Source organism: Brevundimonas sp. (genome assembly GCF_018608325.1).
GTDB lineage: Bacteria > Pseudomonadota > Alphaproteobacteria > Caulobacterales > Caulobacteraceae > Brevundimonas.
Window position 1 is genome coordinate 10408 of sequence record NZ_JABAZW010000168.1, and the last position, 11892, is coordinate 22299.

Here is an 11892-nt window from a genome sequence, read left to right on the forward strand (position 1 = left end):
CAATATGAACTGCTGACGTGCCCAGCGGATAGGCGCGACGATCCTCAGCCTCGAATGACACGCCGCCCAGAGCCAGATTATGCACCGCCGCCTTATCGGCCGGGGTCAGGCCGTTCATCACGATCAGACGGCGATCACCGGCCAGCACGCGGCGCAGGCGCTCGGACGGAATGCGCGGCAGGGCGCGGCGGATCTGGCGATAGGCCAGGTCGCGGTCCCAGATCTCGTTCGGATTGATGTAGAGGCCGTAGTGGATGACGTTCGTGGCCAGCAGTTCGCCATTGCGATCCGTCAGATCGCCACGGCTAAGCGCATTCGGATTGCCCGCCGACCAGCGTCCGCCCGTATCGGCGAACAGGGCCTTGTAGGACGCGCCTGCCGCCAGACCCGCGAACACGACCGAGAAGACGATCATGATCAGGAAGATACGGACGCGCGTATCTTCTTCCGGGCGGGCGTCGGCGCGGGCGCGCTCGAACCCGTGCTCCAGACGCCAGACCAGTTCCGACACCCAGCGCCAGAAGGGCGCAAGCCGCCCCTGGACATCCAGAGACGGCGCAGGCCGTTGAGGCGGATAGCCGCGGTGGTCCTGAACGCTCATTGCGCGCCCTCCGCAACCGGTTTGGCGGGCGCCTCAGCGGGTTTGGCGGGCTCGGGCGCCAGGGCGGTCAATGTCCCCTCGCCGCCCTGCTTGTGCACATCGACCGGCCCCAGACCGGCCTGACGCGACAGGGCCTCAAGTCGTGCTGGCTGCTCCAGCCGGGCCGCCTCGGCGCGCAGCAGGCGCACACGCTGGTTGGTTTCGCGGATGTCGCGTTCCAGTTCAGCGATCTTGGCGCTCTCGCGCGCGGCCGCCGCCTTGGCGACATAGACTGACATGATCATGACGGCGACCAGCACCACGCCAATGATCTCGATCCAGCGGACGCCGCGCACCTTCCAGTCGAACAGACGCTGCAAGACGCTCTTGCGATAGGCGAAGGGACTGGTGGTCATGCCGCCCTCCCCTTGCTCGACGCCCAGGCCGGCGCATCGGTGCGGATCGCAGCGCGCAGCTTGGCCGAACGGGCGCGCGGATTGATCGAACGCTCTTCATCGCCCGCCTCGCGCGCGCCCTTGAACTGCAGGGTGAAGCTGGGCTTGCGCGGATCGACCGCCATCGGGGCGTGGCGCGAACCGGCGGGAGTGTTGCCCGTGCGCTCGGTCAGGAAGGCTTTGACGATACGGTCTTCCAGCGAATGGAAGGTGACGACGGCCAGACGCCCGCCGGGCGCCAGCGTCGCCTCGGCGGCTTCCAGCCCGCGCTCCAGTTCGCCCAGTTCATCGTTCACGGCGATGCGCAGGGCCTGAAACACCCGCGTCGCCGGATGGATCGGCGCGCCGCGACGTCCGCCCAGCGCCTTCTCGACCACTTCGGCCAGATCCAGCGTGCGGGTGAAGGGCTGTTCGACACGACGGCGCAGGATGGCGGTGGCCACCCGGCCCGACTGGCGCTCTTCGCCATACAGTTTGAAGATATGGGCCAGCGGCCCGTGATCCCAGGTGTTGACGATGTCGGCCGCGGTCGCACCCTCGTCGGACATGCGCATGTCCAGCGGCCCGTCGCGCATGAAGGAGAAGCCGCGCTCGGCCTGATCCAGTTGCATCGACGAGACGCCGATATCGAAGACGGCGCCATCCAGCTTCGCCTTGCCGCTGCCGTCAAAGGCCTCAGCCAGACCCGAGAAGGGCGTGCGCACCAGCTGGAAACGATCCGGGAAATCACCCGCGACCGAATCAGCGTGCGGCTGGACCGTCGGATCGCGATCCAGACCGATGACCTCGGCGCCGGTCGCCAGAATGGCGCGCGTATAGCCGCCCGCGCCGAATGTGGCGTCGATGACGACATCGCCGGGACCGGGCTTCAGCGCCTCGATCACCTCGGCCAACAGGACGGGGGCGTGGGGAGCGTCCGTCACGAACCGCCTCCCGCCAGCTTCATCTGCGCCGCCAGCTTCAGGGCGCCGATCTGGGCCATGCCCGCCTTGGCCAGGGCGCGCTGTTCGGCGCGACGGGCCGTCCACTTCTCACGCGACCAGATCTGGAACCGGTCGTTCAGGCCGACGATGACGACGGTGTCTTCCAGTCCCGCCTCGGCGCACAGGGCTTCCGGCAGGGTGATGCGGCCACCCGCGTCATAGGACAGGCGCACCTGCTCGCCCATGACCTGCCACTCCAGGGCCGAACGTTCTTCGGAGCCGAACGGCAGGGCCTCGATCATCTCGGCATAGACGGCGAACAGACGGTCACCGCCCGCTTCCAGACAATCGGCTTCGATGGAGGGGAAGATGAAGACGCCGCCAGCTGCGCCGTTTTCGGTCGTGCGGAAGTCGTTGGGGATCAGGAGACGACGCTTGCCGTCCAATTGTTTCTCGTAAGTCGAGAGAAACACGCCTGTCCAATCGAGCCTTTCGACCCGTCCCTAGATGCCTGACTTGCGCCCGCCGCGCAGCCTCACAGCCCCAATCATGAAAATTGGGATAGCATGGGATGAAATGGGCCTCAATGGGATTGGAGCCGACTCTTAACCATGTCTCCGGCTTGCGGCCTGGGAAACACACTCAAATACCGTGAACATAAAAAGAACATTCAAAGTATTCACAGCCTGTGCATGACTCTAATCTTGTTGACACGACAAAAGGTTAACGCGGCCAAGCCTGTGGATGCGGGCTCGCATCGGCAAACCGGGGGATAAGATCTGGCGCGGCCAGAGCGCACGAAAGAACAACAAGATCATTGCTCTATGAACGCTGTATCGACTGCTGTGGGTGCGTTTGTAAATTATGGCAAAGCTTAACGCCGGGCGCTCCAACACGCCGCAGCCGCGCCCAGCCGCACGCGGAACGCCTATCCGCCGCCGCGCGGCGCCACAGCCTGTCGAAAAAAAATGCCAGACGGCCTGTAAGCCGGGTTTTGTTCCGCTCCGAAAAGCGGCGACGATCATTCCTCTGGACCGACCATTGCTGATCGGTTCTCGCGACCTACCCGGACATCTGAGGCGGTGAGCCCCGCGAGCGAACCCGCGCGATGTCCCTATTTGGTCTTGCTCCAGGCGGGGCTTGCCATGCCGTCGACGTTGCCGCCTACGCGGTGGGCTCTTACCCCACCCTTTCACCCTTACCGGCCTCGCGAGGCCGGAGGTTTGCTTTCTGTGGCGCTATCCCTCGGGTCACCCCGGGCGGAAGTTATCCGCCGCCTTTTCACCGTGGAGCCCGGACTTTCCTCGACGGGATCAAGTCCCGCCGCGACCGCCCAGCCGTCTGGCGCGCGCTAGATGCGCGTAACCGGCGCGAAGGTCAATCCAGCACGCCCGTGACACTCTCGGCGCTGGCCAGTTGCAGCAGGCCGACCAGACGGGCGCGGGTTTCGCCGTCCGCCACGCCGTCGACGCGGTTCTGGCGCCAGTGGCGCTGGAAGGCGCGCACGGCGGCTTCGGTTTCAGCGTCATAATCGCCGCCAGGCTTGATGCCGTACCCCAGTCGATGCAGGCCAGCACGCAGCACGACAACGCCGATGCCGTCGTCGCCCTTTTGCAGCAGACCGCCCAGCGCCTTGATCCGTTCAGCCGCCGGCTCGAACCACAGCCCATGCCCCGCCTCGGCCAGACGCTTCCACGGGAACAGTTCGCCGGGGTCGTCCTTACGCTCGGGCGCCAGGTCGGAGTGACCGATGATACGGCTGTCGGAAATGGTCCAGCGTTCACGGATGTCGCCGATCAGGGCGATCAGCGCCTCGATCTGGGCGTCGGGAAAGGCGCGATAGCCGAACTCGTGTCCCGGATTGACGATCTCGATGCCGATGGAGGCGGCGTTGCAGTCATCCTGCCCCTGCCAGACGCCGCGACCGGCGTGCCATGCGCGGCGCTCTTCCGGGACCAGCCCAAAGATGCGGCCGTCTTCCTCGACCAGATAATGGGCCGAAACCTGAGCCTCGGCGTCGCACAGGCGCGCCAGCGCGGCCTCACCCGTCTGCATGCCTGTGTAGTGCAGCACCAGCATGTCCGGCGGCGCGCGGCGTTCGTTGAAGTTCGGCGACGGCGCCGCGATGATCTGAACCATCGGAAAACAGCCCTAGCGGCCGTCGCGCTCCCAGCCGTAGGCGACCCAGGTCTCGCCGACCTTGTGGGCCTCGATCACGTCAGGGTCGCTGGAGCGACGACGCTGGGTCATGTTGCGGCGCGCCTTCAGCGCCAGACCGGCCAGGAAGACAAGCACGCCTGCGAACAGAGCGATCACCGCCACCGTCACGGCGGTGAAGATCGCCAGGATCGCGCCGACGGCGACAGCCGCAGCACCTGCGACAAGGCCGAACACCCACATCACCGAGGCCACGAAACCATTGGGCCGGCGGCGTGCGGCGAAGCCGACTGTGGCGAAACGTTCAGGCTGGAACATGGATAATCCTTTCAGGCGCTCCGAAGAACGCCGAAGAGCCAATGTCGGTCCAACATGGTTTCCCGTCAATGGAAACCCGCAGAACAGGGACGCACGTGTCGTCGCACGTCCCCGTGACCGGATCAGGGCGAAGCCGACCGGTCAGAACTGCGGCTGATCAGCCAGAACCACCGCGCCCTGGCTGCGCATCCGGTCACCTTCGATGCGACGCATCACAGCCTGAGCCTGCGGATCGGCCATGACGCCGCCCAGCATGACCAGAGCCTTGGCGCCCTCAGTCTGAACGCCGAACATTTCCGAAATGGCCTCCAGCGTCGATTTCGACTTGGGGAAGTGTTTGAAGCGCACGGATTCATTCGCCGGGATTTTGGCCAGATCCTTGGCCTTGGCCACGGCTTCGGTCAGGCCACCCAGTTGGTCGACCAGACCCAGAGGCAGGGCCTGAGCCCCAGTCCAGACGCGGCCCTTGGCGATTTCACGCACCCGGTCGGGCGACAGTTTGCGGCCCGTTGCGACGCGCTGGATGAAGTCGTCATAGATCCGGTCCATCGAGGCCGAGAAGGCCGCGCGCTGTTGCGGCGTGAAGGTCTGGGTCGGAGAGAAGGCGTCGGCGTATTCGCCGCCGACCGACAACTGCCGCATGTCCACGCCGAACCGCCCCAGAGCATCCGCCAGCACGAACTTGCCGCCGAACACGCCAATGGAGCCAGTCAGGGTCGTGGGCTGGGCCACGATCCAGTCGGCCTCTGAACTGATCCAGTAGCCGCCAGACGCTGCATAGGCGCCCATGGACACGACCACCGGCTTGCCCGCCGCTCGCGCCGCCCGCACCGCAGCCAGAATCTGTTCCGAAGCATCCGGCGAACCGCCCGGCGAGGAGACGCGGAAGACGATGGCCTTCACATCCTTGTCCTCGATGGCGTCGTAGATGGCCTTGGCCGTATCATCCGAACGGATGGAGGAACCGCCGCCGAAGCCGCCGCCGGAACCACCGCGCCCGGTCACGATCGCCCCCTCGCCGCCGACAATGGCGATGGCGTTCTTGCCCGAGCCGCTGCGATCGCCCTTGTCGGAGGCGTATTTGTTGAAGGGAATGATCTCGGCGCCCTTGCCAGCGCGCTGCTTGATCGCGGCCTCAGCCTCCTCGGCCTGACCGATCTTGTCGATCAGCTTGTGCTCAAGCGCTTGTTGGGCCGTATAGGGGCCGCCTTCGATAGTGGCCTTCAGGGCGTCCGCCGTGGTCTTGCGGTCCTGCGCTGCGGCTTCCAGCGCCGAGCCGTACATCGCGTTCATCCAGGCCGTCATCGCCTCACGGTGCGGACCGGTGTAGTCGCTCTGGGTGTATTCGTTGACGGCGTTTTTGTATTCGTAACGCTGCTCAAAATCGGCCTTCACGCCGTATTTGGCGAAGGCCCGCCCCAGGAACATGCTGTCCGCCGAGAAGCCCGTCGCCTGGAAGCTCGAGGTGTTCTGCATCCACAGCTCATCCGCCGACGTCCCGACCATATAGGTGGACATGACCGCCCCTGCGGGGGCGAAGCCCTGGCTGTGCGCGATGACCGGCTTGCCCGACTTGCGGAAGCGGTGGATCGCCTGACGCAGTTCGTCCGCCGTCGCGGGTGTCATCCCGGCTTCCGGCAAGCGGATCAGCAGGCCCTTCACGCTGCGGTCCGTTTCAGCCTGAGCCAGGACATCGACCACCTGGACCGCCGACAGGCCAGAGCCGCTGAAGGCCGCGAACGGATTGGTCGACGGCTGGTCTGACACGCCCGCGCGCAGATCCAGCTCCAGCACCGCCGCCGCAGGCGTTGTGGGCTTGGACGAGCTTGCCACCGCCATCGTCAACAGAACCACCGGCACGACGACCAGGAAGAGAATCAGCCCGGTGAAGACGCCGAGAACCGTCAGGAAGAACTGTTTCATGAAGAAAGGCAGGCTCGCGCAGGTCGGAAGCGACCGAGCGTCCAACATAGTGGGACGAAAGCTGCGGTCAAATGAACGTCAGGCAATCTGCGTGCAGACTTCGCAACCACGGCGCCGTTCTCGCTGCATCGCAACGAGACGATTGATGACCGCCCTCGAAATCCTTATATCAGCCGCCTGCGAGCGGGGGCCTATCGCCCCGCGTGTATTCGGAGACCGCGCCCATGCTGGTCACCCTGATGAAGTCCAAGCTGCACCGCGCGACGGTGACCCAGGCCGATCTGGACTATGAAGGCTCCATCGCCATCGACATGGACCTGCTGGATGCTGCGGGCATCTATGCGAACGAACAGGTCGATGTGCTGAACATCACCAATGGCGCACGTTTCACCACCTACGCCATCCAGGCTCCGCGCGGATCCAAGGTCATCGGCGTCAATGGCGCCGCCGCCCGTCTGGTGCAGAAGAACGACAAGGTGATCGTGGTCACCTATGGTCAGCTTCCTGACGCCGAGGCCCGCCAGTGGACGCCCAACGTCGTGCTGCTGGACGACGACAACAACATCAAACGCTCGGCCTGATCGGGCCGCAACCTGCCAGAATCAAAAAGGCCCGCCGGTGACGGCGGGCCTTTCTTCTTGGGCGATCTGACGATCAGCGGACGATGTCGTACACGCCGTTGATGTCGATCCGCACCGTCAGCTCACCAGCCGAGACGGGCGTGGAATCCGCCATGGCCGCACGGGCGAACATGGGCGCAGGCATCATCGGCTGAGGCGAATAACCGCCGCCCTCGTTCAGCGAGCGGATGCCGCCCAGTTGCACGCCCAGAGCCTGGGCATACAGTTGCGCCTTGGACTGCAGGGCGCGCACGGCCAACTGGCGGGCCTGGTTCTCGGCAGCAGACGCATCCTTCAGGCCAAAGCTGATGCCGTCGACCTGATTGACGCCAGCCGCGACCACAGCGTCCGCCGTCGTGCCGACCTTGTTCAGGTCATTGATGGTCACCGTCACGCGGTTGATCGCCTGATAGCCGCGCAGCTTGGGCGGTTCGTTCTGCACATAGTCGTACTGGGCCTGGACGTTCAGGCCCGAGGTCTGAATGTCACGCTCGGCGATGCCCGCACGGCGCAGGGCCGCCATGACCTGGGTCATCTGCGTGGCGTTGTCGCGCAGGGCGGCGGCGGCCGTCGTGGCCTCGGTCTGAACGCCGAAGGTGATGGTCGCCACATCCGGCTTGATCTTCACTTCGCCATAGGCCGACAGATTCAGGGCGGGTGCGGCTTGCACGGTCTGGACTCCGGTTTGAACGGTCTGCGCCATGGTCGGCGATGCGGCGGCGGCCAGTGCGACGGTTGCGGCCATTGCGCCGCCCATAGCCAGGGCCTTGAACGTGCGGGTCATGTGATCATTCTCTCCGTGGGGCGATCCCGGTTGACGAGGTCGTCATCCGTTATGGCGACAACCTTCGCCTTTCCAGCCTGAATGTACGCCAACGCCCGATTGGCAGATTTCGTTCATCTTCATGACATCGCGGAAAGATACGCCTTGGCCACACACCGTCTTGGCAAGCTACGCCTGCCCCTGCTAGGCGAGATGTCCCGCGACGCACATCGCCCGGCGGGCCTGTAGCTCAATGGTTAGAGCCGACCGCTCATAACGGTCTGGTTGGGGGTTCGAGTCCCTCCGGGCCTACCACTTTTTACGATCCGCTTCCCGGCAGGAAGGGCGCGGCGCTCGGTTTCCTGGGATTGGAACAGAATGAACGTCGCAGTCACTGCTGGAAGCAACGCCGCGATAACCGCCGCCCTGATCCGCAAAAAAACGTTGCAGCATTTCGAAAAGGCAGGGGCCTTCAGCGCCGAAACTGCTGTCCCGCTGCCGCCAAAGCCTTCGCGGCACATGGTCAACGCCCTGATCAAGCAGAAGGTGATCGTGCCTGCTGGGGACGGCCTGTTTTATCTGGATGTGACCGCCAATGAGCGGGCGCTTCGTCAACAGTTGAAGGCCGGGATGGTCGCGGTTCTGCTGCTGGCGGCAGCGGCTCTGGCGGTCGTCGCTTTGGTCTTGCTGTTCAAGAACGGCGGATAACGTTCAGGACAAGCGCGGCATTCTGGCGACAGGTCCGGGCCTGTCCGCGGGTGGCGATGCGTGCAGTTCGCCGATCACATAAAAGCCCCGGTTCGCCAGTTCGGCGGCCAGTTGCACCAGATCGACCTTTTCGGATGTATCGGCTTGATGTCTGCGGTCAGGTTTCATCTGCCTGTCCTCCCGAAGATCAACGCCTGGCGGCGGTTTGGGTGGCTTCACATCCGCGCGACTGACAAAGGGCGTCGGGTCCCGGCCTCAGCCCTCGCATCAGGCGCGCCAGCACCCTATATCGCCGCGCGTTGAAGGAGATTTCTGATGGCCTATGTCGCCCGCGACGACCGCCCCGCCGACAAGGCCGCCCGCTATGCCGAGGTCGAGGCCGAGATTCTGGCTGTGCTGGATGGCGAGCCGAATGTGACGGCGCGGATGGCCACGGTGTCGTCCATGCTGGCGGACGCGTTTGAGCACTTCTTCTGGACCGGCTTCTACGTGGTCGACCCCGACAAGGCGGATGAACTGGTGGTCGGCCCCTATCAGGGCACGCTGGGTTGCCTGCGGATCGCCTTTGGGCGTGGCGTGTGCGGCACAGCGGCGGCGACGCAAACGACCCAGATCGTTGAGGACGTCCACGCCTTCCCCGGCCATATCGCCTGCGACAGCCGCTCCGAGAGCGAGATCGTCGTGCCGGTGCTGAATGCATCCGGCGCCCTGATCGCCGTGTTCGACGTGGACGCCACGTCAAAGGCCGCCTTCGACGCCCAGGACCAGGCCGCGCTGGAACGTCTCATGTCACGGGTCTTCGCCGCCGGCTGATCCGCCTCTATGGTCGTCCGATGATGGAGAACGAAATGTCGGAACGGGTGATCGCGATCACGGGCGGCCACGGCGCCCTGGGCCATGCCGTTTTGTCGGCGGCGCGCAACACCGGGCTGAAGATCGCCGTCATCGACCACGCCATGGGCAATCCCGTTCCGCAGGGCGTGCTGGCTTTAGGCGGGGTGGACCTGACCGATCCGAAACAGGCCGAGGGCGCCATCACGGGCGTGATCAGCCGCTTCGGACGGCTGGACGTACTGTTGAACATCGCAGGCGGCTTCGTCTGGCAGACCGTCGATGACACCGCGTCGGCCTGGGACCGGATGCATGCGCTGAACGTCTCCACCGCCCTGAACGCCAGCCGCGCCGCCCTGCCCTATCTGAAGGCGTCGGACGAAGGCCGGATCGTCAACATCGGATCGGCGGCGGCGCTGAAGCCCGGCGCGGGCATGGGGGCCTATGGCGCGGCCAAGGCCGGGGTTCACGCCCTGACGCAGGCGCTGGCCGAAGAGCTGAAGTCCACCCGCGTCACCGTCAACGCCGTCCTGCCTTCGATCATCGACACGCCCGCCAATCGCAAGGACATGCCGAGCGCCGATCCCGCCGCATGGGTCGCGCCTGCCGATCTGGCGGCGGTGATCCTGTTCCTGGCCTCGCCCGAGAGCCGGGCCATGACCGGCGCCTTGGTGCCTGTGACGGGGCGGGTCTGATGCGCGCCGACCGCGTCCGCAGCGTCCTGTACCTGCCCGCCTCCAACGCCCGCGCGATCGAAAAGGCCCGCACCCTGAACTGCGACGTCGCCATTCTGGATCTTGAAGACGCCGTCGCGCCCGAGGCCAAGGCCGAGGCCCGCGCCGCCGCTGTCGCCGCCGTTCAGTCAGGCGGCTTCGGCCCCCGTCTGGGCGTGCGGATCAATGGTCTGGACACGCCCTGGGGGCTGGATGATCTGGCGGCGCTGAAGGCGGCGGGCGCCTCCCTGATCGTCGCGCCCAAGGTCGAAACGCCCGAGACCGTCCACGCCATCACCGCCCAGATCGCCAAGGGCGCCGCCCTGTGGGCCATGATCGAAACGCCGCGCGCCCTGCTGTCCCTGACCGACATCGCCGGGGCGGGTGGCGCCCTGGATGGGTTGATGCTGGGGGTCAATGATCTGGCCAAGGCGCTGGGGACCGGCCCGTCGCCGGATCGGGAGCCGTTCAAGCCGTGGCTGGCCCTACTGGTCTGCGCCGCGCGCACCCACAATCTTCTGGCCATCGACGGGGTGTTCAACCGCATCGACGATGCAGACGGCTTTGCCGCCGAGGCCGCGCAAGGCCGCCTGTACGGGTTCGACGGCAAGAGCCTGATCCACCCGTCACAGATCGCCCCGGCCAACACCGCCTTCTCGCCTTCCGAGGCCGAGATCGAGCAGGCTCGCGCCGTCATCGCCGCCTTCGCCGCGCCAGAAGCCGAAGGACTGGGCGCCATTCGCGTCAACGGCGCCATGGCGGAACGGCTGCATCTGGAACAGGCGCAGGCCCTGCTGGCGCGAGCAGACTGAAGCCCCTAGCCGCTTTTCGCCAACAGGCCTAAAGCTGGTCGTCCACCACGTCGGATCGTCCTTGCCCGCAACCCCTGAAAACTCCGCCAAGACCCCCGCATGGGTCTGCGCACCCGGCGTGCTGAAGGTTCCCTTCCTCAGCACCTTCCTGCCCGACTATGAACTGAAGGCCCTGCCGACGAACGATATCGGCGCGATCCTCGGCTGGGGCATGAAACCCACCGCCGCTGCGGGGCGCCGCAAGGCGCAGAAGGCGGGGCTGAACTATGTGGCGCTGGAGGACGGCTTCCTGCGGTCTGTCGGCATCGGCGAGGCGGGCGCGGCCAGCCTCAGTCTGATCGTCGATGATCTGGGCGTCTATTACGACGCGACCCGGCCCAGCCGTCTGGAACAACTGATCCAGACCGCCGGCGACTGGTGCGATGCGGCCATGACCGCCCGCGCCCGTACCCTGATCGACCGGATCACGGCCTCGCGCCTGTCCAAGACCAATATGGGCGGGCCGCTGGACCCCGGCCTGCTGAAACCCGGTCGCCGCGTGCTGATCGTGGACCAGACGTTCGGCGACGCCTCGATCAGCTATGGCCTCGCCTCGCCCCAGAGCTTCGCCGACATGGTCGCCGCCGCACGCCGTGACGAGCCGGACGCCCAACTGATCCTGAAACGCCACCCCGCCGTGGCGGCGGGCCGGAAACAGGGCTGCGTCACCGACCTGAACGGCCTGACGCTGATCGACACGGATGTGCGGCCCGCCGACCTGCTGGACGCCGTGGACGCCGTCTATTGCGTGACCTCGGCGCTGGGGTTCGAGGCCCTGCTGCGCGGCCTGCCCGTTCGGTGCTTCGGCGCGCCCTTCTATTCCGGATGGGGCCTGACGACGGATGCAGTCGATACGGGCCGTCGCGGCGTCGCGCGCAGCATCGAACAGATCGCCGCCGCCGCCCTGATCGCCTACACCCGCTATGTCGACCCGGTGACGGGCCAGCGCTGCGAGGCGGAACAGGCGCTGGACCGGCTGATCGCCTTGCGTGACCGGGCCGACCGGCTGGCCGGGTCATGGGCCGCTGTCGGCTTCGCCCCCGCCAAGCG

Annotated in this window: 12 protein-coding genes, 1 tRNA gene, 1 other RNA gene and 2 pseudogenes; 7 read left to right on the forward strand and 9 right to left on the reverse strand. The window is 65.9% G+C overall.

Going from position 1 to position 11892, the window contains the following annotated elements:
* From QZ281_RS16955 to sppA, 8 genes and pseudogenes are all read right to left on the reverse strand, one after another.
* Window positions 1–601 (reverse strand): annotated as a pseudogene (locus tag QZ281_RS16955) (penicillin-binding protein 2); the annotation flags it as partial.
* Entirely contained in the window at window positions 598–996 is a 399-nt protein-coding gene (locus QZ281_RS16960; RefSeq protein WP_292230421.1) for a cell division protein, read from the reverse strand. The pseudogene QZ281_RS16955 and the gene QZ281_RS16960, both read right to left, overlap by 4 nt.
* Window positions 993–1958 carry a 16S rRNA (cytosine(1402)-N(4))-methyltransferase RsmH gene (gene rsmH, locus QZ281_RS16965; protein WP_292230424.1) on the reverse strand — a complete coding sequence of 322 codons (966 nt, stop codon included), beginning with the start codon at window positions 1956–1958 and terminating at the stop codon, window positions 993–995. Before rsmH ends, QZ281_RS16960 begins: the two co-directional genes overlap by 4 nt.
* The gene (locus QZ281_RS16970; RefSeq protein ID WP_292230428.1) at window positions 1955–2431 is read right to left on the reverse strand and encodes a division/cell wall cluster transcriptional repressor MraZ; all 477 of its coding nucleotides are present in this window, start codon (window positions 2429–2431) and stop codon (window positions 1955–1957) included. The genes rsmH and QZ281_RS16970 overlap by 4 nt, the downstream gene beginning before the upstream one ends.
* Before the next feature lie 494 nt (window positions 2432–2925).
* An RNA gene (gene rnpB, locus QZ281_RS16975) (RNase P RNA component class A) lies at window positions 2926–3303 on the reverse strand.
* 32 nt (window positions 3304–3335) lie between these two features.
* Window positions 3336–4097 carry an N-acetylmuramoyl-L-alanine amidase gene (locus QZ281_RS16980; protein ID WP_292230431.1) on the reverse strand — a complete coding sequence of 254 codons (762 nt, stop codon included), beginning with the start codon at window positions 4095–4097 and terminating at the stop codon, window positions 3336–3338.
* A gap of 12 nt (window positions 4098–4109) precedes the next feature.
* The gene (locus tag QZ281_RS16985; protein WP_201100662.1) at window positions 4110–4433 is read right to left on the reverse strand and encodes a hypothetical protein; all 324 of its coding nucleotides are present in this window, start codon (window positions 4431–4433) and stop codon (window positions 4110–4112) included.
* A gap of 141 nt (window positions 4434–4574) precedes the next feature.
* The gene (gene sppA, locus QZ281_RS16990) at window positions 4575–6356 is read right to left on the reverse strand and encodes a signal peptide peptidase SppA (protein ID WP_292230435.1); all 1782 of its coding nucleotides are present in this window, start codon (window positions 6354–6356) and stop codon (window positions 4575–4577) included.
* A 224-nt stretch (window positions 6357–6580) separates the two neighbouring features.
* Here sppA and panD point away from each other — a divergent pair, with 224 nt between their 5' ends.
* Entirely contained in the window at window positions 6581–6937 is a 357-nt protein-coding gene (gene panD, locus QZ281_RS16995; RefSeq protein ID WP_219353356.1) for an aspartate 1-decarboxylase, read from the forward strand.
* 73 nt (window positions 6938–7010) lie between these two features.
* On the opposite strand, the gene QZ281_RS17000 is transcribed toward panD, so the two are convergent.
* A complete protein-coding gene (locus tag QZ281_RS17000; RefSeq protein ID WP_292230440.1) occupies window positions 7011–7760 on the reverse strand; it encodes an SIMPL domain-containing protein in 750 nt (249 codons plus the stop codon).
* Between the two features lie 218 nt (window positions 7761–7978).
* Between QZ281_RS17000 and QZ281_RS17005 the strand changes: the two genes are divergently transcribed.
* From QZ281_RS17005 to QZ281_RS17030, 6 genes and pseudogenes are all read left to right on the forward strand, one after another.
* Window positions 7979–8054: transfer RNA gene (locus tag QZ281_RS17005), tRNA-Ile, on the forward strand.
* A gap of 63 nt (window positions 8055–8117) precedes the next feature.
* The gene (locus QZ281_RS17010) at window positions 8118–8447 is read left to right on the forward strand and encodes a hypothetical protein (RefSeq protein ID WP_292230442.1); all 330 of its coding nucleotides are present in this window, start codon (window positions 8118–8120) and stop codon (window positions 8445–8447) included.
* Window positions 8448–8762: 315 nt separating this feature from the next.
* Complete coding sequence (locus QZ281_RS17015) at window positions 8763–9260, forward strand: GAF domain-containing protein (RefSeq protein WP_292230445.1); 498 nt, start codon at window positions 8763–8765, stop codon at window positions 9258–9260.
* Between the two features lie 35 nt (window positions 9261–9295).
* Window positions 9296–9973, forward strand: coding sequence for an SDR family NAD(P)-dependent oxidoreductase (locus QZ281_RS17020; RefSeq protein WP_292230448.1), 678 nt, complete (start codon window positions 9296–9298; stop codon window positions 9971–9973).
* Window positions 9973–10803 (forward strand): CoA ester lyase, encoded by an 831-nt coding sequence (locus QZ281_RS17025; protein ID WP_292230451.1) that lies wholly within the window; start codon window positions 9973–9975, stop codon window positions 10801–10803. The genes QZ281_RS17020 and QZ281_RS17025 overlap by 1 nt, the downstream gene beginning before the upstream one ends.
* A 61-nt stretch (window positions 10804–10864) precedes the next feature.
* Window positions 10865–11892 (forward strand): annotated as a pseudogene (locus tag QZ281_RS17030) (capsular polysaccharide biosynthesis protein); the annotation flags it as partial.

Bases quoted from the DNA above. Each gene is read 5' to 3' on its own strand.
- QZ281_RS16985 (WP_201100662.1), bottom strand. From the start codon at position 4,433: ATGTTCCAGCCTGAACGTTTCGCCACAGTCGGCTTCGCCGCACGCCGC.
- QZ281_RS16960 (WP_292230421.1), bottom strand. From the start codon at position 996: ATGACCACCAGTCCCTTCGCCTATCGCAAGAGCGTCTTGCAGCGTCTG.
- QZ281_RS16980 (WP_292230431.1), bottom strand. From the start codon at position 4,097: ATGGTTCAGATCATCGCGGCGCCGTCGCCGAACTTCAACGAACGCCGC.
- QZ281_RS17025 (WP_292230451.1), top strand. From the start codon at position 9,973: ATGCGCGCCGACCGCGTCCGCAGCGTCCTGTACCTGCCCGCCTCCAAC.
- QZ281_RS17000 (WP_292230440.1), bottom strand. From the start codon at position 7,760: ATGACCCGCACGTTCAAGGCCCTGGCTATGGGCGGCGCAATGGCCGCA.
- sppA (WP_292230435.1), bottom strand. From the start codon at position 6,356: ATGAAACAGTTCTTCCTGACGGTTCTCGGCGTCTTCACCGGGCTGATT.
- QZ281_RS17020 (WP_292230448.1), top strand. From the start codon at position 9,296: ATGTCGGAACGGGTGATCGCGATCACGGGCGGCCACGGCGCCCTGGGC.
- QZ281_RS17010 (WP_292230442.1), top strand. From the start codon at position 8,118: ATGAACGTCGCAGTCACTGCTGGAAGCAACGCCGCGATAACCGCCGCC.
- panD (WP_219353356.1), top strand. From the start codon at position 6,581: ATGCTGGTCACCCTGATGAAGTCCAAGCTGCACCGCGCGACGGTGACC.
- QZ281_RS17015 (WP_292230445.1), top strand. From the start codon at position 8,763: ATGGCCTATGTCGCCCGCGACGACCGCCCCGCCGACAAGGCCGCCCGC.